General features: G+C 61.1%; 15 protein-coding genes. 8 read left to right on the plus strand and 7 right to left on the minus strand.

From position 1 onward, the window contains the following. Nucleotides 1–19 precede the first annotated feature (19 nt). The 4 genes from leuC to FHW64_RS31830 all read left to right on the plus strand — a co-directional run bounded on the left by leuC (nt 20) and on the right by FHW64_RS31830 (nt 6,116). Nucleotides 20–1,423, plus strand: coding sequence for a 3-isopropylmalate dehydratase large subunit (leuC, locus tag FHW64_RS31815; RefSeq protein ID WP_184533056.1), 1,404 nt, complete (start codon nt 20–22; stop codon nt 1,421–1,423). Between the two features lie 16 nt (nt 1,424–1,439). Continuing rightward, complete coding sequence (gene leuD / locus FHW64_RS31820; protein ID WP_184533058.1) at nt 1,440–2,099, plus strand: 3-isopropylmalate dehydratase small subunit; 660 nt, start codon at nt 1,440–1,442, stop codon at nt 2,097–2,099. Between the two features lie 130 nt (nt 2,100–2,229). Beyond that, complete coding sequence (locus FHW64_RS31825) at nt 2,230–3,096, plus strand: CoA ester lyase (RefSeq protein ID WP_260306526.1); 867 nt, start codon at nt 2,230–2,232, stop codon at nt 3,094–3,096. Between the two features lie 38 nt (nt 3,097–3,134). Next, a complete protein-coding gene (locus FHW64_RS31830; protein ID WP_184533062.1) occupies nt 3,135–6,116 on the plus strand; it encodes a helix-turn-helix transcriptional regulator in 2,982 nt (993 codons plus the stop codon). A gap of 330 nt (nt 6,117–6,446) precedes the next feature. Here FHW64_RS31830 and FHW64_RS31835 read toward each other — a convergent pair whose 3' ends face one another. The 6 genes from FHW64_RS31835 to FHW64_RS31860 all read right to left on the minus strand — a co-directional run bounded on the left by FHW64_RS31835 (nt 6,447) and on the right by FHW64_RS31860 (nt 15,155). Continuing rightward, on the minus strand, nt 6,447–10,034 hold the full coding sequence (locus tag FHW64_RS31835) for an indolepyruvate ferredoxin oxidoreductase family protein (RefSeq protein WP_409350665.1): 3,588 nt from the start codon (nt 10,032–10,034) through the stop codon (nt 6,447–6,449). A 72-nt stretch (nt 10,035–10,106) separates the two neighbouring features. Beyond that, a complete protein-coding gene (locus FHW64_RS31840) occupies nt 10,107–10,892 on the minus strand; it encodes an SDR family NAD(P)-dependent oxidoreductase (protein ID WP_184533066.1) in 786 nt (261 codons plus the stop codon). A gap of 126 nt (nt 10,893–11,018) precedes the next feature. Further along, the gene (locus FHW64_RS31845; RefSeq protein ID WP_184533164.1) at nt 11,019–12,176 is read right to left on the minus strand and encodes an MFS transporter; all 1,158 of its coding nucleotides are present in this window, start codon (nt 12,174–12,176) and stop codon (nt 11,019–11,021) included. 90 nt (nt 12,177–12,266) lie between these two features. Continuing rightward, nucleotides 12,267–12,629 (minus strand): c-type cytochrome, encoded by a 363-nt coding sequence (locus tag FHW64_RS31850; RefSeq protein ID WP_184533068.1) that lies wholly within the window; start codon nt 12,627–12,629, stop codon nt 12,267–12,269. Between the two features lie 29 nt (nt 12,630–12,658). Further along, nucleotides 12,659–14,416, minus strand: a complete 1,758-nt coding sequence (locus tag FHW64_RS31855) for a GMC family oxidoreductase (protein ID WP_184533070.1) — start codon at nt 14,414–14,416, stop codon at nt 12,659–12,661. A 19-nt stretch (nt 14,417–14,435) separates the two neighbouring features. Further along, the gene (locus FHW64_RS31860) at nt 14,436–15,155 is read right to left on the minus strand and encodes a gluconate 2-dehydrogenase subunit 3 family protein (protein WP_184533072.1); all 720 of its coding nucleotides are present in this window, start codon (nt 15,153–15,155) and stop codon (nt 14,436–14,438) included. Between the two features lie 100 nt (nt 15,156–15,255). On the opposite strand from FHW64_RS31860, the gene FHW64_RS31865 reads away from it, so the two are divergent. Genes FHW64_RS31865 through FHW64_RS31875 form a run of 3 tightly spaced genes read left to right on the plus strand, consistent with a single transcriptional unit; the run spans nt 15,256 to nt 17,793 of the window. After that, a complete protein-coding gene (locus FHW64_RS31865; protein WP_184533074.1) occupies nt 15,256–15,990 on the plus strand; it encodes an RraA family protein in 735 nt (244 codons plus the stop codon). Then, nucleotides 15,987–16,790: an RraA family protein gene (locus FHW64_RS31870; protein ID WP_184533076.1), complete on the plus strand. Its 804-nt coding sequence runs from the start codon at nt 15,987–15,989 to the stop codon at nt 16,788–16,790. The genes FHW64_RS31865 and FHW64_RS31870 overlap by 4 nt, the downstream gene beginning before the upstream one ends. A gap of 25 nt (nt 16,791–16,815) precedes the next feature. Beyond that, nucleotides 16,816–17,793, plus strand: coding sequence for a tripartite tricarboxylate transporter substrate binding protein (locus FHW64_RS31875; protein ID WP_184533077.1), 978 nt, complete (start codon nt 16,816–16,818; stop codon nt 17,791–17,793). A gap of 27 nt (nt 17,794–17,820) precedes the next feature. Here the strand turns inward: FHW64_RS31875 and FHW64_RS31880 are convergent, their stop codons facing one another. Further along, a complete protein-coding gene (locus FHW64_RS31880; RefSeq protein ID WP_184533079.1) occupies nt 17,821–18,498 on the minus strand; it encodes a GntR family transcriptional regulator in 678 nt (225 codons plus the stop codon). A gap of 318 nt (nt 18,499–18,816) precedes the next feature. Between FHW64_RS31880 and FHW64_RS34620 the strand changes: the two genes are divergently transcribed. Beyond that, nucleotides 18,817–18,960 (plus strand): hypothetical protein, encoded by a 144-nt coding sequence (locus tag FHW64_RS34620; RefSeq protein WP_260306517.1) that lies wholly within the window; start codon nt 18,817–18,819, stop codon nt 18,958–18,960. The last annotated feature ends 205 nt before the right edge of the window (nt 18,961–19,165 follow it).

The raw sequence follows: 19,165 nt of genomic DNA on the forward strand, positions 1-19,165 counted from the left end.
AGCGACCTAGCATGCCCGCATGGCTAAAACTCTCTACGACAAGCTCTGGGATGCCCACGTCGTCTCCACCGGCGAGGACGGCACCAGCCTTCTCTACATCGACCGTCATCTCATCAACGAGGTCTCGAGTCCGCAGGCTTTCGAAGCCCTTCGGGAGGCTGACCGCACGCCCTGGCGCGCCGGAAGTTGCCTCGCGGTGGTCGACCACAACGTGCCCACGACCGACAGATCCGCCGGCATTGCCGACCCTCTCGCACGAGAGCAGGTCGGCGCACTCGAAAACAACGCGCGCCAGTTCGGCATCACCTACTTTGGAGCGCTCGACCCCCGGCAAGGCATCGAGCACGTCATCGGCCCGGAGCAAGGCGCCACCCTGCCGGGCATGACGGTGGTCTGCGGCGATTCACATACGTCGACACACGGCGCGTTCGCGTGCCTCGCTCACGGCATCGGAACGTCCGAGGTCGAGCATGTTCTCGCGACGCAGACGCTGGTCACGAAGAAGATGAAGAACATGCTGGTGCGGATCGACGGTGCGCTCGGCGAAGGGGTGACGCCGAAGGACGTCATCCTGCACCTGATCGGCCGCATCGGTGCGGGCGGTGCGACCGGTCATGCGATCGAATACGCCGGCCCTGTCATCGAAGCGATGTCGATGGAGGGCCGGATGACCGTCTGCAACATGTCGATCGAAGCCGGAGCCCGCGCCGGAATGATCGGCGTGGACCAGACCACGCTGGACTACGTGCGAGGCCGGCCACTCTCGCCCACGGGCTCGCTGTGGACACAGGCCGAGGAGTACTGGCGGACCCTGCGCTCCGACGCGGACGCCCATTTCGATCTCATCGTGACGCTGGATGCCAACAAGGTCGAACCGCAGGTCTCGTGGGGAACCTCGCCAGAGATGGTGACCACCATCGGCGGCGCCGTCCCGGATCCGGCGAACGAAGCCGATCCGGTAAGGCGCCAGGACATGGTCCGCGCGCTGCACTACATGGGACTGCAGCCCCTCACGCCAATGACTGCGATCAGACTCGACAAGATCTTCATCGGCTCCTGCACCAACTCGCGCATCGAGGACCTGAGAGCGGCGGCGAGCATCGTCAAGGGAAGAAAGAAAGCGCCCAACGTGAAGCTCGCGATGGTTGTGCCCGGGTCCGGATTGGTGAAGGCGCAAGCTGAAGCGGAAGGCCTGGACCAGGTCTTCGTCGAGGCCGGCTTCGAATGGCGGCAACCGGGATGCTCCATGTGCATGGCAATGAACGCCGACCGCCTCTCGCCGGGCGAGCGCTGCGCGTCCACCTCCAACCGCAATTTCGAAGGCCGGCAGGGAACGGGTGGCCGCACCCATCTCGTGAGCCCGGCCATGGCGGCCGCGGCGGCTATTGCCGGGCATTTCGTCGATGTCAGGCAATACGGATAACCAGACAAGGAAGGTCATGCAGGCATTCATCGAACACACCGGGCTCGTCGCGCCGCTCGATCGCGCGAACGTGGACACGGACGCCATCATTCCCAAGCAGTTCCTGACTTCGATCAAGAGGACGGGGTTCGGGCAGAACCTCTTCGACGAATGGCGCTATGCCGATCGTGGGGAGCCCGGCATGGACTGCACCTCGCGGCCAAGGCGGCCTGACTTCGTACTCAATCTGCCGAGATACCAGGAGACTTCGATCCTGCTCACCCGGGCGAACTTCGGCTGCGGGTCTTCACGGGAACACGCCGCCTGGGCCCTGCTCCAGTTCGGATTCCGCGTGGTGATCGCGCCGAGCTTCGGGGACATCTTCTTTCAGAACGCGTTAAAGAACGGCCTTCTCCTGGTCGTGCTGCCGGTCGCCGCGATCGACACGCTGTTCACGCATGCTGAGCAAGGCGCTGAGGCGCTGCGGCTGGTCGTCGACTTGCCGAAGCAGCGTGTGCATGTTGCAGGGCAGTCTGTCGAGATAGGTGCCTTCGAGATAGACCCCTTCAGGAAGGACTGTCTCCTGCAAGGCTTCGACGACGTTGCCATCACCCTTGGAAAGACGCCCGATATCCAGGCCTTCGAAGCACGGCACCACGCGCGTTTTCCATGGCTTGCCAGCGCCGGGAGCGCGTGAGTACAACCTGCGCAGCATGCAAATACCCGGACTCGGGGATTCGGCAAATAGGGCACGGAGAACACACTGCACTGGCACTTTCACAAAGGACTCAGTCATGGATATGAATACCGTTCGCCCACGCCGCTGCATGCTTCTCGTGCCGGGATCGAATCTGCGGATGATCGAGAAGGCCGCCTCATCCGATGCCGACGTGATCATGATCGACCTCGACGACGCCGTGGTGTACGACGATGTCTCGAAGCTCGGGGCCCAGCAGACCCTTGTTGAGGCCATGCGCACGATCGATTTCGGGCGCAGACAGGTAGTGGTCCGGATCAACTCGACCGACATGCCCTGGTGGAAAGGCGATATCCGCGCCTGCGTCGACGCCGGCGTGACGACCATCGTTCCGCCCAAATGCGACACGCCCGAGGACCTGCTCGAGATCGTCCACTTCCTGGACGAATCTGCAGATGCTGCCGACATGCGCATGTGGCCAATGATCGAAACGACCGGCGCGATCATCCATTGCGAACGAATCGCAGCTGAAGTCCCGCGCCTGACCGGCCTGTGCTTCGGGATCGGGGACTACACCGTGTCCGTCGGCGCGCATTTCGTCGACATTCCCGACCGGGTGCTGTACCCGCTCAGCAAGATGCTGTGCGTCGCCCGCTATCACGGACTGGCGGCGCTCGCACCCGCCGTGGCTTTCTCGGACATGAACCGTGAATCCATCATCGAGGAATGGGGAGCGTTTCTCCGGCGTTTGGGCTATGACGGCGCGCTGGTGGTGCACCCGAAGCATGTCGGACCAATCAACAGGATCTTTTCTCCAACAAGGGACGATATCGACGCCGCGCTGGAGATGCGTGATGCGATCACGGAGGCCCGCGCTTCCAACAAGGCGGCGGTCATCATCGGCGGCAAGCTCATCGAGAAGGTGAACATCGACCTTGCATTGCGCACACTGGCCATCGCGGAGAAACTGGGCCTCGTGGACGCGCAGCCTGCCTGACCGTCCGCGGACCATCCGGAGAGAGCAAAGGAGTCGACATGAGCGCAGCGAACTCCACAGGCGCATTTCTCGAGCGCGACGACCTCGTCGCGCGCCTGGCACAGCAGGTCGATGCAGTCGAGGGCAACGGACCTCGCTTCGTAGCCATCACAGGCGAGGCCGGTGTCGGCAAGACGCGGCTGGTCGAGGAACTGCGCAGGCGCGATTCCGGGGAAGCAACGTACCTCTACGGCAGGGCCTTCCAGGCCACGGCAACAACGCCCTATGCGGTATGGGTCGACGCACTGGAGCAGCACCTGCGCTTGCTGCCGAGGCGCGAACTCCTCCATGTTCTTCCGGGCGGCTCGGACCTTCCGCGACTCTTTCCGGCCTGCCAGCACCTGTCGCTAGAACCCCTTCCGGCACCCAACGGCGACATCGGCTCGGAACAGGTTCGCCTGTTCGGCCAGATGGGAACGATGCTCTCAAGGATGGCGCGAGACCGGCGCTTGGTTGTCGTCCTGGACAACCTGCAGTGGGCCGACGCCAGCTCGGTGGAACTGCTGCACGCGGTGGTGCGTGCGCTGGACGGTTGCAAGGTCCTCATCTTCGGCATCTATCGAGGCGACGATCTCCGAAGCGATTCGTCCCTCAACGTCTGCGTCGAATCGCTCGTTCGGCTCGGTCTGGCCGAGTCGCTGGCGGTTCCCCCCCTGACGGTCGATGCGACAGGCGCGATCCTGATCGAAGAGACGGGGCGCAATTGGCCTACTGGCGCGGTCCACCAACTCCATCATCTGACGCAGGGCAATGCCTTCTTCGTCAGGGAGTTCGGCAAGCACGCCGCGGCGCGCGGCCGGGACGTGCCGCCCACCTGGAACTCGATCGACGAAATGCCTGGCACCGTACAGGCACTTCTCAACGAGCGCCTGCGGGAACTGGACGAGGCTTGCAGGCGTGTGCTTGCCTTCGCCGCCGCGTTCGAGGCGCCGATCGGCTACAGGCTCTTGCTGGTGCTGACCGGGTTCGACGAAGAGCGCCTGCTCGACGCCACCGACCGGCTGTGCGCGTTGCGCTTCTTGGCCGAGATCGTCGATGGTCATGACGTGGCATACGCATTCCACAAACCGCTGGTCCAGGCGATCGTCTATCGCGGCATGGGCGCGGCACGCCGCCAGTTCCTGCACCGGACGATCGCCGCGGAAGTGATGCGCACCGACGACCATGACGCCGCGACCATCGCAAGGCACCTGCTCGCCGGCGCAGCCGCCGACCGGCAGCACGACGCCCTGCCCTACCTTCTGCGCGCTGCGCACGATGCCGTTTCGGTCTTCGGCAACCATGAAGCCATTGCGTTGCTCGACTCGGCGCTCCAGCTCGCACGCACGCATGTCGACTCCCGGGCGTTACTGCCCCGCATTCATCTCGACCATGGCGAGTCATTCAAACGCCTTGGGCGATTCACCGAAGCCATTGATTCTTGGACACAGGCTCTTCCTCTGGCGGATGCGCGCGTGGCCGCGACGCTCAGGCGATGCATCGCCCGAACCCACTGGCAGGCTGGACACGAGAAGGAAGCCATGCGTGTCCTGCAAGACGGAATCGCGCGTCTGGCCGAGGCAGAAGCGACCGAAGAGGCGGCATTCCTTCGACAGGAATACGCGTTGTCGCTCGCACGTCAAGGCCGCCTGCAAGAGGCGCTGGACGAAGCGGCCCGCGCACTCGCCCTCACCGATGAGGAACGCCATCCGGAGGCTGTCGCCCGTATCCACATCGTGATCTGCCTGGCGCATGGCTATCGCGGCGACCTGCGATCCGCGGTCCAGGCGATCAAGAAGTCGCTCGCACTGTGCGAAGACCTCCCCTACCCGGGTGCGGCCTTCCTCGCCCACTACACGATGGCAGGCCTGCTGCGCTACGAAGGTGACTTCGCAGTGTTCGAGCAGCATTGCGACGCCTGCATGCGCATCGCCGAGCGGATGCATTCGGTGGCACTCGTGTCGTGGGCTCAATCCATCCGGATCGAGCGCTACACCTTCGAAGGCCGCGTGGATGAGGCAATCGAACTGGGCAAGAGTGCGCTGGCGCTGGACCAGACAACGGGCCAAGGCGCCGTGCTGCCGAGAACGCACGCGTTCCTCGCCGTCGCATATTGGGTCGCAGGAGACCTTGCCAAGGCCCGACATCACCTCGACGAATCGAAACGGCTGGTCTCGGAACTGGAGAAGAACGAGCTTCGCGTTGTGGTGGTGCAAGCGTGCTGCGAGGCATTCGTGGCGTTCCATGAAGGTCGCTTCGAAGCGGTTCTGACGCTTCTCTCCGCGTTGAGAGACACCATCACCAAGCCGGTGCCAATCACTTTCTATGCCCTTCATCCGCATGCGCTGTCCTTGGCTGCGGAAGCGGCGGCACGTCTCGGCCGCGCGGAAGAAGCGAAGAAGTTCCTCCATGAGCTTCAGCTCCTGCGAAAGCCTTCCGCATCAGGCTGCGACGGCACCACTCTGCATGTGCAGGGGCTCCTGCGGCAGATGCAGCGGGACTTCCAGGGAGCATGTCATGACCTTGGCCGAGCCGCGGAGCATTGGGAGGCCACGCAACGTCCGTGGAATGCTGCGCGGGCGCGCGTGGATCTGGCGGAGGCCCTCGCCGCATCGGGCGCCGACGACCTGTCGGTCGCCGCGCTGAATGCGGCCGGCGCCATCTATACGAGCATCCGCGCCACCAGAGAGGCTGCGGCTGTCGGGCAGCGACTCAGGCAAGCCGGTCGACGCCCCCTTTTCGGGCAGCCGCGCAAGACGCTCGGTCAGCCAGTCAGCAATCGGGAGACCGAAGTGATCGCGCTCGTTGCACAAGGCAAGTCGAACAAGGAGATTGCATCGTTGCTCTTCCTGAGCGAGTTGACGATCGAAACACACGTCAAGAACATCCTGCGAAAGCTCGGACTCAAGTCACGTACGCAGGTCGCGGCTTACGCGGTGCAGCGGGCAAGATCGAATTCCGTGATGCCACTCGCGATATTTGAGGCTCAGATTGCGCGATAGGGTCTGAACAGATCGGCAGACGGACGGCCGAGACGCCATCAGGTTAGATGCCAGCTTGCAATTCATTGCGCAACCTTCGCCCGATTTCGGGGCGATCCAAGAAGGGATCGGCCGGGTTCGTGGCCGAAATGATGTTCTCCATGCGGTTCTTCACATTGCCCATCGCGCCGGGATGGCTGAAGATATAGAACTGGTTTGAACTCACAGCATCGAATACTCAGTCGGGGATTCCCCTTGGTGATCCGCCAAAAGCTCCGGTCGCCGTTCGCGCCGCACCGACCCCCAGAATTTCACCGGTGCTTCCCACGATCTCGTCTCCTCCACCAGCGTTCATGCCGCTGACTTGAGAGGGATCACCCGCCGCTGCAGAGTCTCAAGCAGTTCCCGCTCGCGCTCGCGCGCCTTCTCGACGTGCTGCTCGCGGACGTGCCCGTAGCCGCGAATGTGCTCCGGCAAGGACGCCAGCGCAACCGCGCAGTCGTGGTGCAAGGGATCCCTTGTTACCTCCAACACTGACAGCGCCGCATCGATGTTCTTCTCATACTGGGCAACTAACGAGCGCTCCATCCGACGCTCTTGGGTGTAGCCAAACATGTCGAGCGGGGTGCCCCTAAGGAAGCGAAGCTTGGTCAAAGCGCGAAATACGGGAACGATCCACGGACCAAACTCACTCTTCTTCAACGCGCCCGTCGAAGGATCACGCCTTGACAGTAGCGGCGGCGCCAGGTTGAAAACCAGCTTGTAGTCGCCTTCGAACTGCTGCGAAACACTCTCGAGGAAACCGCTCCTCACGTACAAGCGCGCAACTTCGTATTCATCCTTGATCGCAAGAAGCTTGAAATAGTATTTGGCTGCTGCCTCGGTCAGCTCTGTGCGTCCGGCGAAGGCCAGCTGCTCGGCAACTCGGACTCGCTCCACGAGATCGACATAGCGCTGCGCATAGGCCGCATCCTGGTAGTCGATCAGAAACTTCCTGCGGGTCTCAAGGGCGTGTTCAAGGCTACTGGTCGGCGCGGGTGACAAACTTGCGCGCCGGGAAGCTTGCATGGATGTCAGCAGACGCTCGACCGTCTTGGGATTGACCGCAGTGCGACGTCCCCATAGGAAAGCATCCTTGTTCATCTGCTGGGCCGCCCCATTGAGCACGATCGCCGCCTCAATGGCATCCGCAGAGATCGGGATCAGGCCGCGCTGATACGCGAAGCCAAGCATGAACATGTTGGAAGCGATGCCGTCGCCCATTAGGGCCTCCGCGACGCGCCCCGCGTCGACGAATTCGACCCCCTCAACGCCAACTGCATCAATCATGTTGGCACGCAAGCTGCGGCTCGGGTACAGCATGTCTGCATTTCGGGTGAAGTCGCCCGGCATCATTTCCTGCGTATTGACCAACATCTTGGTCGTGCCGCGGCGTGTGGTGACCAAGGTCTTCGAGTTGCCGGCTACGATCATGTCGCATCCCAGCACCAGATCGGCGCCGCCGGCAGCGATGCGAATGGTCTTGATGGATTCTGGCGTCGCGCCAAAGCGTAGGTGACTCCACACCGAGCCTCCCTTCTGGGCCAGCCCGGCCATGTCCAGCAATCCGCAGCCGCGGCCTTCCAAGTGCGCGGCCATTCCCAGGATGGCGCCGATAGTGACCACGCCGGTGCCGCCCATTCCAGTCACCAGGATGCTGTACACCCGGCCCTCGATCGAGGGCAGCACCGGGTCTACCAGAGCCGGAAAGACTACGGCATCGGGGACGGGCTCCGGTTTGCGCAGCTTGCCACCGAGAACGGTCACAAAGCTGGGACAGAACCCTTTGACGCACGAATAGTCCTTGTTGCACGACGATTGGTCGATCGTGCGCTTGCGACCAAACTCTGTTTCCAGCGGCTGCACTGAAACACAGTTCGACTTGACGCCGCAGTCGCCGCAGCCCTCGCATACCAGATCGTTGATGAGGATTCGCTTCGATGGATCGGGGAAGGTCCCGCGCTTTCGGCGGCGGCGCTTTTCTGCCGCGCAAGTCTGGTCATAAATCAACGCCGTGGTGCCCTCGATCTCTCGCAGCTCACGCTGAATCCCGTTGATCTCGTCGCGGTGGTGGATCGTCAGGCCAGAAGGCCATGAAACGCCCGCCGCATACTTCGTGGGCTCATCGGTGACAACAACGATGCGCCGGACGCCTTCGGCATGGACTTGATGCGCAATCGTTGGAACGTCCAGATTGCCGTCATGTCTCTGTCCGCCTGTCATTGCGACAGCATCGTTGAACAGGATTTTGTAGGTCACATTCGTCCTGGCCGAGACTGCCGCGCGGATTGCCAACAAGCCCGAATGAAAGTACGTGCCGTCACCGATGTTCTGGAACATATGCTTGCGGCGCGAAAATGGCGCTTCGCCTACCCAGGACAACCCTTCAGCACCCATCTGTGTGTAGCCGGTGGTCGAGCGATCCATGGCCTGCGCCATCCAGCTGCACCCGATTCCGGCGTAGCCCTTGCTTCCATCAGGAAGCACGGTCGACGAGCTATGGGGGCAGCCGCTGCAGAAGTAGAAGCTCCGCGAAAGGATGTCCACGATCCCCTTCGGAGCGCGAAAGGCGCGGATCTCTTCGATGCGCTTGCGAAGCGCCTCGTTCTCACCCAATTCCAACAAGCGCTCGCCGATTGCGATCGCCACTTGGTTGGAATCCAGCGACATTTCAGATTGAAAAAGGACATTGCCATGCTCGTCGTACTTGCCAACGATGGCAGGGCCATTGTGGTGACCATATAGCTGGTCCTTGAGTTGGAACTCGATCAGACTGCGCTTTTCCTCGACGACCAGGATCTTCGATAGGCCCGCTGCGAATTCCAAGGCGCCTTCGGGTTCAAGTGGCCATGTCATGCCGACCTTGTACAAACGCAAGCCCAGTTCCGCGGCCCCCTCCTCCGACAGATTCAGCTCGTCGAGCGCCTGCAGGACGTCGAGGTAGCTCTTGCCATGAGTGATGACGCCCAGCTTCGCGGCCGCGCCGTCGATGATCGTGCGGTCGATACGATTGGCGCGTGCAAAAGCACGCACCGCGACGAGCTTGTGACGATGCAGTCGCGCTTCCTGCGCATGCGGTGTGTCGGGCTGGCGGATATTGACTCCGTCGGCTGGTAAAGGCACTCCGTCGGGAATGCGAATCTCGATGCGGTTGATGTCCACGTCGATCGAGGCAGTGGCCTCAACCGTGTCTTTCACGCACTTCATGCCGACCCAGCAGCCGCTGAAGCGTGACAGGCCCCAGCCGAGGATGCCGTAGTCCAAAATCTCCTGAACACCGGCAGGACTAAGCACCGGGATCATGGCGTCAACCATCGCAAATTCGCTCTGATGGCAGGTCGTGGAGGATTCGCAAGTGTGGTCGTCACCCATCAGCACTACGACGCCTCCAAGCTTGGAGCTTCCTGCAAGATTGCCATGGCGGAACGCGTCACCGGTTCGGTCGACCCCAGGCCCTTTACCGTACCAGAGGGCAAATACGCCGTCGTACTTGCCGTCGCCGCCGATCTCCGCTTGTTGTGAGCCCCAGACTGCAGTAGCCGCCAGGTCTTCATTGACGCCGGGCACAAAGACAACGTTGTGGGCTTGCAGGTGCTTCTTGGCCTTGCCAAGCTGATCGTCCAGAGTACCCAGCGGCGACCCGCGGTAGCCACTGATGTAGCCGGCGGTGTTGTGGCCTTGCTGGCGATCTCTTTCCTGTTGGGTCAGCGGCAGGCGAACCAGCGCCTGCGTGCCGGTGATGAAGATACGCCCCTCCTTAAGGGTGTACTTGTCGTCCAATGCAACGGCTTTCAGTTCCATGGGTTTCGTTCTCATATGTTGAGTGGTGGTTGTCGTTTGATCGCCCGGCTCAGTCCAACTGCCAGAACTGATCGCCTTCGGACACCAGACGGCGAGCAAGAACCATCTCGTGGATCCGGATACGCAGTTCATTCGTCTCGGAGTCGACCTTGAAATCCATGGCGACTCAGTTCAAAGACTGTTAGTGCTGTGACCGCCGTCCACTGTCAGGACGGCACCGTTCATGAAGGAACCTGCTTCGGACGCCAGCAATAGCAGCGGTCCGTCCAGTTCGCCGAGATTGCCAAGGCGGCGCTCGGGGATACGCCGGATGAGGGACTGGCCCGCTTCGCTGCGAAAGAACTCTTGATTCAGGTCGGTTTGAAAGTACCCTGGTGCAAGCGCGTTGACACGAATCGAATGGCGGGCAAGTTCGATCGCCAGTGCGCGCGTCAGGTGCAGAAGTCCGGCTTTGCTCGCTGCATATGCGGGAACCTGCTGCGCGACACGCAAGCCCAGGATGGAGCCGACGTTGATGATGCGGCCCGCCATGTCGCTGGCGACCAGATCTTGTGCAAACACCTGCGCGACCCGCCAGGCGCCAGTGAGGTTGACGTCCAGCACCGAATTCCAATCGGCATCAGTGGTCTCGAGGACCGGCGTGGTCGTCGCCACGCCCGCGTTGTTCACCAGGATGGTCGCCTGCCCAAGTCGTTCTCGGACCTCACGCAGGCATGCCTCGACACTCTCTCGCCGTTTCACGTCTAGAGAGAACGCAAGAACCCGGCCGCAGTGTCCCTGCTCGTCCGCCCACTCCTGCAGCGCCTGTGCTGCATCGTGACCTTGTTCGATCCGCCGTCCGGCAATGGCGACATTCGCTCCGGCTTGCAGCAGGGTCGCGCAGAAATGTCGTCCGAGGCCACTGAAACCTCCAGTCACCAAGGCAGTGCACGCGTTGAGCGAAAACAGGTTGCTCATGACGGCGCCTTGCTTGTATTCGCCAGCGCCTCGGCCGGTCGGTCGCACATTGGCCTGAAGCCGTGGGCGCAAGATGAGAGACCGATTGAGGTACCCAGCTCTGATGAGTTGCAAGGTCGCATGAGTTCAAGCCGTTCGATGGTTGAGGAATGATTGGTAGTTGAGAAGTGCACCGAGACCCATGAGAACGGCCGTGCCGAGGAAGACGGCAGCCATGCCGATGTGGCCGCCGACAAAACCCCCGACGAGGGGACCGACTACCTGACCGGCGTATTGGGCTGATGTGGAGTAGCCGAGGAAGCGACCAACGGCGCCTTCAGGAACGTTGTGTCGGATCACACTCGCCAGGCATGGGAGCAGGCCTCCCAGCGACAAACCCATCAAGAAGCGCAGGACAACAAGCTGCCAGGGCTCAGACACAAACGCCTGTGGCAGAAGCAGCGCGGAGGCAATTGCCATGCAACCCACGATGATCTTTGGGTGCCCGACCCGGTCTGCCAGTCGGCCCAAACGGGATGCAGACACGATGGCTCCGAGCGCTGTTGCGGACATCACGATGCCTGCAATCATCGTTACGCTGCCTGGATCGCTGCTTAGCTCAGCAACGTAGACCGTGATGATCGGCTCGATCGACATATTGGCGACCATGAGCAATACGCCAGTCGCGAGCATCGCGACCACAGCCCGATGGTCGGTAGCTACGAGGACTACCGCCGATGCCGTTCTGACTCCTGGCGGCTTCGGGCGGCGTTGCACTTCGCGAATCAGTAGGGACGTGCCAACGAATGCCAGGCCGATGAGGGCGGCAGACGCAAAGAAGGTGCTGCGGATGCCGATCACTGCGGGCAACCCTCCACCGAGCAGCGGCCCTGCCAGATTGCCGGCCATGATTGCCGAGGACAGCATGCCGAGCGCCCATCCGGAGCGCTCCGTGGGCGTCTGTGCCGCGACGAGTGCCATCGAGCCCGAGGCATAGCCACCGAGCAGTCCTGTCAGCAAGCGCAACGCGACCAGCTGCCACACATCCTGTGCCATCCCGATGAGCACGGTCGCGATGGTCATGCCAAGACTTGCGCGGATCAGCATGAGCTTGCGGCCGTAGCGATCGGCCAAGCGCCCCCAAAGCGGCGCGACAAGTGCAGCACTGAGAAAGGTGGCGCCGAATGCAACCCCGGACCATTGCACGATGGCGGCGTGTCCTTGCACACCGAGTTGGGCCACATAGAGCGGAAGGAAAGGAAGCACAACCGTCATGCCGACGATGGTCGTAAAACTTCCAAGCATGCAAACCGCGAGGTTGCGCTGCCAGTGTTCATGCCCGTTGGTCACGTTGATACTCGCTGAAGGTTGGCCGAATAAGCGGTGAGGCACATTTCAGTGGGTAGCGGCTGCCGATTGAAAAGAGAGAATCCAGCCCGCAAGCCTCTCGGCGTCTGACGCGTTCAGATTCGATTGAGGAGGCATGGACGCCGCACCCCACTTGCCCGTGCTTCCGCTGAGCATGGAAGCGGCGATGCTGCTCTGCGCCCCACGCAGACCGGCATAGCGTTGTGCGACGGCTTCAAACGATGGGCCGACGAGCTTTCTGCCAACGGCGTGACACGCCATACAGTTTTTTTCCTGCGCAAGCAGTTGGTCCGCATAAGCAGTGAAGCTGTGGAAGAGAAGGAGCACCCCGATCGCGCATGACTTCAGCACGGGACCGACGGATGCGTCTACTTGATATTTCGTTTGCATCGATCGACTCTTGATTGGTGACTGGAGTACTAGCTGATCAGGCCCGGGGCTTTGAGGTAGCGGTGGCGGATCGCATGGGCGGTCCGATATGCCAGTGCGGCGAGCGGACCCGTCGGGTTCTTCCCAGCGTTTTGAGGAAAGGCATTCGCGCCAACCGCAAACACGTTTGGAACATCCCAACTTTGCAGATAGCTGTTGATCGCGCTCTGGCTTGGATCGACGCCCATGATCGCGCCGCCAGTGTTGTGCGTGCTCTGGTAAGGCACGATGTCGTATTGCTTCGGCGCGCTGCGTTTCGCGACAACCTTGGCGCCGGTGGCCTTGCCGATGCGCTCGCACTGATCTGTCGCGTAGTTCGCCATGCGCTGTTCGTTTTCGTTGAAGTCGAACGTCATGCGCAGCATCGGGCGCCCGAACGCATCGCGATATGTTGGATCCAGATCGAGGTAGTTGCTTGCATACGCCATGCCCCCACCCTGTCCGTTGATGGGGAACGTATGTTGGTAGTGTTTGACGACAGCGCGCTTCCAGTCGGTACCCCAGGAAGGAGTGCCCGGTGGAACCGGCCGGAATGCAATAGGACGCGCACCGTTCGAAGCCGTTGCAATGGTCGCGCCCCCGATGAAGCCCAGCTTTTCGAAATCGTTCGTCTCGACGTTGAAGTCGTCGAGCGCCATTTGTAGCCCGCCTGACCCCATCCATGGATTCATCCATTTGTCGTCGTCGAGGAAGACTGTGACCCCCCCTTGGCACTGGTACGCGTAGTTCTTGCCGATGACACCTCGCCCCGTGATCGGGTCATAGGGCTCACCAATTCCCGACAGCAGCATTAGGTGCACGTTGCCGAGGCCGTAGGCCGAGAGAATCACCAGTTCCGCTGGTTGGAAGATTTCGCGCCCGAGCGCATCGACGTAGGTGACCCCGGTCGCCCTGCGTTTTGACGAATCCAAGTTCACCTTCATCACGCGCGAGTGCGTTCTCAGTTCGAAGTTCGACTTGCTGGTCAGCAACGGTAGCACCGTGTTGACAGGGCTTGCTTTTGCATTGGAGGGACACCCGAAGCGCTCGCAGAAGCCGTTGTAGTGGCATTGCCCGTACTGAATACCGTCGGCGTTCGTGTAAGCACGAGAGGAGATTGCAGCGGGCGCAGTGAATGGATGCAGCCCCAATGAGCGTGCGGCGCGCTCCATCTCGACCATCATGTTCGACGGAGAGAGCGGTGGATTCCCATACTCTCCGCTTCGGGGCCCCTCGAAGGGATTGCCTCCCTCGATCCGCTGGCCGAGGATATTGCCCGCCTTCCCGGATACGGCCCAATCCGCCTCCACCTTTGCGTACCAAGGCTCAAGCTCATCGTAGGTGACGCCCCAGTCCTGGATGGTCATGTCCTTCGGTACGAACTTGCGGCCATACCGTTCCTCCAGTCTGCGGCGCGGCTCATGGTCCCACGGCAACCAGCGCCACGTGACTCCCCCCCAGTGCGTGCCTGAACCACCGACTCCGTCTCCGACCAGGAACGACCCGTGGTTTCGCATGGGCAGGGCTGTTTCGCTCGAGCGATTGCGAAAAGTCAGCGTTTCGAGCGCCAGATTCGTCATGAGCACATTGCGCTGGACAAACTTGAGCTCGTCGTCCTTTTGTGGATAGCTGAACTCTTGGGCGTCGCGAGGGCCGCCACGTTCGAGGGCGACAACACGCAATCCGGCATCGACAAGCTCGCGGGCGACGATGCTTCCCGTCCATCCGAGTCCGACGACAACTGCGTCTACCGATTTCGTTGTGATCATCGGGCGATCTCTCTGTTCGCTAGCGAAAGTCCGCCAAGCTCTGAGGCTCCAACTGTTGTCGACGCCCGCTGTATGCCCGGATGTCTTCGGTGTAGACATAGCCCACGCCAGGAAATCCCAACATCCGCCAAGTCGCCTTGTCACGATTTCCACCGTAGGCCGGGTCGGCGAAGTAGCCCTCCATGGTGTTGTTGTAGAGGGCGAGCAAAAAGGTCCGCGCCGGCACTGTGGGAAGAGAAATCGCGCCTTCCTGCATGCGCTTGAGCACGCTGTTGCGATCGTCATGCGAAAGGGCATGAAATGACTTCCCGCCGAGCGTGGCCTTGCAATGAGCGTCGACCTCACGAACGCCGATGCGATAGATCTGCTGGGGTGTGAATGGCAATTGGTAGCCCTGCGTCGCGGTGCCGGGCAAGAACGGCCCTTGAAGGTTCGTCCCACTGCCTACGCCGAATGCGCCGGCCAAATACTGATCGATGTAGTAGACGACACCAGACTCCACGCCACCTGGGCCCACTTCGTCCTTCGGAAGAAAAACATCTACCGCCGCTTCAATGAATGCAGCTTCGTCTGGTAAGAGAAACGTGTAGGCCTGCGACGTGACGTCCAACGAACCTATCGGCGCTTTGGCGGAATGAGCGTGGGCGGCGCCAAAGCCGGAAGCCGCCGTTGCGGCGGTCGACGCGCCGAGCGACTTCAAGAAGATTCTTCGAGAGCTATGAAGCAAGGGTTCTGCCATGAGGGTTGTCTCCTTACGAGAAATCGGTCAGATTTCGTCACCTTCGTACCGTTTTAGGTATTGTATTGCGTATACGTAGAAATGTACACTACAACCCTGCATGCCGCATTCGGACGGCATGTTTCGAAACCACGCAACAGGAGAACCCATGCGTAAACCCATCAGCAAGGCACTCATTAACGGATACATGGCCGTTTCCACATCCAACATCAGTGATGCGCTGGACAGGCTCGGCATACCTTGCGAGCCCACTCAGATCGGCGCACTCTGGTCAAGCTGCAAAAAGATCGTCGGCCCGGCCATGACCTTGACGCTCGCGCCGCTCGAACGCTCGCACAAGGAGATCACGACCGTGGTAGGCACGCTGCAGGCCATCATGGATGCACTCCCGGGCGACGTACTGGTGATCGACGTCGGCGGCCGCATGGATCTCAATACGTTTGGCGGTGTTGCCGGGGCCACGACCCAGCACTATGGCCTGGCGGGTGTGGTGTGCGATGGCGTCGCGCGCGACATCGACGAATACAAGACCCTTGACCTTCCCGTGTTCGGCAAGGGCTTCATCCATCAATCGGTCCGCGGCCGCGTTGGCTATGTGAGTCACAACACCGAGGCCAAACTCGGCGCCAACATCGTGCGCCCTGGTGATCTGATCGTGGGCGACGAGAACGGTGTGGTGGTGGTGCCGCACGAGCAGATTGAGGGGGTATTGAAGATCGCCCGCTTCGTGAAAGACACCGAAGACGGCGTGATCGCGGCCATCCGGGCTGGAGGGGACCCGATCGAAGTACATCAGAAGGTCAAGTACGACGACATGCTCAAGAGGACCTCATGAGCATGTCGTCGACCCTTCAGACCTTGTCAAGCTCGCCGGTCGTCGCAGATGCGGCGGGCCAACTGGACGATGCAGCAGTACGAGATGCTCTCACGCGCATCCCGACAACGGCGGCTCTTGACCTGCTCAAGGAGCAGGACCCCTGTCAGTTGGTGCTCTCGGGCGTGAAGACGCTGTTTCCGCTCGAAGGTTCGGTGGCTGGCCGTGCTCGCACGCTGCGCTTCCTGCCAACCCGCGTCGACCATCGCAAAGCGCCCGGCGGGCCGGCGAACTTCCGCTTACTCGACGCTACGCGACCAGGTGACTTCCTGATCTTTGACGCACAGGGCTGGCCGAGAGGCTCTGTGCTCGGCGACATGCTCGCGCTGCGCGCAAAACTCAACGGCGCGGTGGGCATCGCGACTGACGGAGTGATGCGCGATTTGGTCGGACTCGAAGATGTGGGGTTGCCGGTTTTTGCTGCCGACACTTTCCCGGTTCCGTCGGCCCCGACCTTGGTGGCCTGGGAATCTGACGTACCAGTGCAATGTGGCGGCGCACTGGTAGTGCCGGGCGACTGGATTCTGGCTGATCGAGACGGCGTAGTCGTCATCCCCGAGCGCTGGGTTCAAGACGTGATCGAGGGCTTTGAGGCTTTCACCAAGGAGGAGCAGTTCTGCCGCTCGCTGCTTCTTGCTGGAATGTCGCTACACCAGGCCTATCCGATGCCTCCAGCGATCCGGCCACTGTTCGAACGCTACCTGTTGGATGGGCGGCTCCCATCCGAAGCCGAGGTCCGACAGGCAAACGGCGCGCACTGATCCACGTATCAATCGAGGAGACAACATGAATCGAAGGTCATTGCTGAAATTGGGGGCCTATGCCGCCTATGCAGCCCTTCCGCTGACTCAAGCGGGCGCCGAGTCCTGGCCTGCGAGGCCGGTGACACTGGTTGTTCCGTGGCCAGCCGGTGGAGGGACAGACGTGATCGCGCGGACGGTCGCAAACCAGTTGCAGGAGCGGCTGGGCCGCCCCTTCGTAGTCGATAACCGGCCCGGGGCGTCCGGCATCATTGGCACCGAGCTTGTTGCGCGTGCTCCTGCCGACGGCTACACGTTCGTCTTGGGAGTGACGAACACGCATGCGATCAATGCGACATTCTTCAAGCAACTTCGCTACAACCCAAAGACAGACTTCGAGCCGGTTGCGCTATTGGCGACGGGGCCGCATGTGGTGCTGGTTAACAGCACCACGCCGGCCAAGAACCTTGCGGAGTTCGTCGAATATGCTCGCCAGAGCAAGACTCCGCTCGGCTACGCTTCGTATGGCAATGGCAGCACTGCGCATCTGATTTCCGCGCTGTTTCGCGCACGGAACAATTTGGACATGGTGCACGTACCCTACAAGGGCATTCCGCCAGCCATTACCGATCTGATGGGCAATCAGGTGTCGATGCTCGTTTCAACTACCGGTGCAGCGTTGCCACAGATCAAGGCCGGAAAATTGCGAGCGATTGCGGTCCTTGACACGCATCGCATACCGCAATTGCCTGATGTGCCAACAATGTCGGAACAGGGCTACCCGGACGCAGACTACACGCATTGGTACGGCATCTTTGCGCCTGCCAAAGTGCCCGGCGCAATCATCGCTCGGCTATCCAGCGAAATTGAGGCCGTGCTGGCGCTTCCACAGGTCCAGAAGACGTTCGCCGACGCCGGCGTGAATGCAAACTACAAGAACCCTGAGGCATTCCGCCAGTTTGTCGGTGCAGAGATCGAGCGCTGGGGCAAACTGGTCGAATTGTCCGGCGTTCGCGGCGACTAGCGATCGACAACTACAGCCGGAACGGCCCTATAGCTGATGGATGCTCAGGCGCTCAAGCAACTGGGCTATCGTTGCCGTCCAGTTGTCTCGCTGCCCTGCATGGATTTGACGGGCCAGATCTGGGCGTCCTTTGCGAATGGCATCAACGAGCGCGGCGTGGTGCTTCACTGAAGACGAGGGCTTGTCACGCAGATGCAGTGTAAAGAGCCGCACGCGATGCGATTGTGCGAACAGCAAATGTGCGACCTTCGCCAATCTGCGGTTTCCACAGAGGTCGACCAATCGTGCGTGGAAGCTTTCGTCCGCTTCAGCCCAAGCATCGAGATTGTCTGCTTTCAATGCCGTCGCCATCTTGTCAACCGCTTCCTGAAGTGCTTTGACCTCTGTTGAATTCGGCTTCTTCTGCGCCAGAAGTTCCGCGGCCACCGTCTCGAGCGGTGACAGTACCTCGTAGATCTCTCGGATGTCATCCATCGTGATGGGAAGTACCCGATAACCGTGACGGGGAATCGGCTCGACCAGGCCCTCTGCCTCGAGCCTTGCAAGTGCCTCCCGGACGGGCGTTCGACTAACACCGAGTTCGGCCGCGACCGTGTCTTCCAGAAGCTGGCTTCCACCGGAAAGCTGATTGCGCAAGATGCGCAATTTCAACGTGCCATAGACGGTGTCGGCTGCCCGAAGCGGCGTTTGCTTGACGTTGTTCATTCTGGCATTCTAAGATCTTACGAATACATAAACATATACGCACTCGGAAATTCCAAAGACCGGGCCCAGACTGACGCCGCTTCTAAAGGCTCGATTGAGTTGAGAGGGAGGGCTTGAACATCCGCCGAGAAGCTCATGCGTACACGTCGGCCAACTCGAGCGAGATGCCGACGCTGCAAGAACTCTCGGTCGATCTTGGAAGGAGCGATCAGGAATTCATTGCCTTTGTAGCGACGCTCGGTCCCAGCCAATTGGCCGAGCGAATCGATTTCGCGCTCACTGACGGCGCACCGGGGTGCATGTCGCGAGGAAATGCTCATGCACGTCGTCACGCACGGAATCGGTCATCGCGGTCAGGTCAGCGCAGTGATGCTGCTCAACTCGGTAGCACCGGCCAGGGACGGCTTCACTACCTATCTGCATGAGGTGGAGGCGTCGACTCGAAGGCGGGCCGTGGCCTGAAGACCGTTGGGTCTCAGAACCGGTATCGCATCGCTAGCGTGTCATTGCGCGGCGCACCGTAGGTAGTCTGGTATGTATCGAACATGCCGTCGTACGTCCGGTCCGTGGCCGCATAGGGAACCGCCGAATCTGGTACGTGAGCGCTGGGGCATCGATTCCATCGGTCAGATCCTCACTCGTTGAGCTTCGAATCACGATGGGTTGG

The sequence above is a fragment of the Variovorax sp. Sphag1AA genome, from assembly GCF_014192575.1.
Lineage (GTDB): Bacteria > Pseudomonadota > Gammaproteobacteria > Burkholderiales > Burkholderiaceae_C > Variovorax.

Excerpts from the sequence above, each read along its gene's own strand:
- leuC (WP_184533056.1), top strand. The coding sequence starts at position 20 with ATGGCTAAAACTCTCTACGACAAGCTCTGGGATGCCCACGTCGTCTCC.
- leuD (WP_184533058.1), top strand. The coding sequence starts at position 1,440 with ATGCAGGCATTCATCGAACACACCGGGCTCGTCGCGCCGCTCGATCGC.
- FHW64_RS31825 (WP_260306526.1), top strand. The coding sequence starts at position 2,230 with ATGCTTCTCGTGCCGGGATCGAATCTGCGGATGATCGAGAAGGCCGCC.
- FHW64_RS31830 (WP_184533062.1), top strand. The coding sequence starts at position 3,135 with ATGAGCGCAGCGAACTCCACAGGCGCATTTCTCGAGCGCGACGACCTC.
- FHW64_RS31840 (WP_184533066.1), bottom strand. The coding sequence starts at position 10,892 with ATGAGCAACCTGTTTTCGCTCAACGCGTGCACTGCCTTGGTGACTGGA.
- FHW64_RS31845 (WP_184533164.1), bottom strand. The coding sequence starts at position 12,176 with ATGCTTGGAAGTTTTACGACCATCGTCGGCATGACGGTTGTGCTTCCT.
- FHW64_RS31850 (WP_184533068.1), bottom strand. The coding sequence starts at position 12,629 with ATGCAAACGAAATATCAAGTAGACGCATCCGTCGGTCCCGTGCTGAAG.
- FHW64_RS31855 (WP_184533070.1), bottom strand. The coding sequence starts at position 14,416 with ATGATCACAACGAAATCGGTAGACGCAGTTGTCGTCGGACTCGGATGG.
- FHW64_RS31860 (WP_184533072.1), bottom strand. The coding sequence starts at position 15,155 with ATGGCAGAACCCTTGCTTCATAGCTCTCGAAGAATCTTCTTGAAGTCG.
- FHW64_RS31865 (WP_184533074.1), top strand. The coding sequence starts at position 15,256 with ATGCCGCATTCGGACGGCATGTTTCGAAACCACGCAACAGGAGAACCC.
- FHW64_RS31870 (WP_184533076.1), top strand. The coding sequence starts at position 15,987 with ATGAGCATGTCGTCGACCCTTCAGACCTTGTCAAGCTCGCCGGTCGTC.
- FHW64_RS31875 (WP_184533077.1), top strand. The coding sequence starts at position 16,816 with ATGAATCGAAGGTCATTGCTGAAATTGGGGGCCTATGCCGCCTATGCA.
- FHW64_RS31880 (WP_184533079.1), bottom strand. The coding sequence starts at position 18,498 with ATGAACAACGTCAAGCAAACGCCGCTTCGGGCAGCCGACACCGTCTAT.
- FHW64_RS34620 (WP_260306517.1), top strand. The coding sequence starts at position 18,817 with ATGCACGTCGTCACGCACGGAATCGGTCATCGCGGTCAGGTCAGCGCA.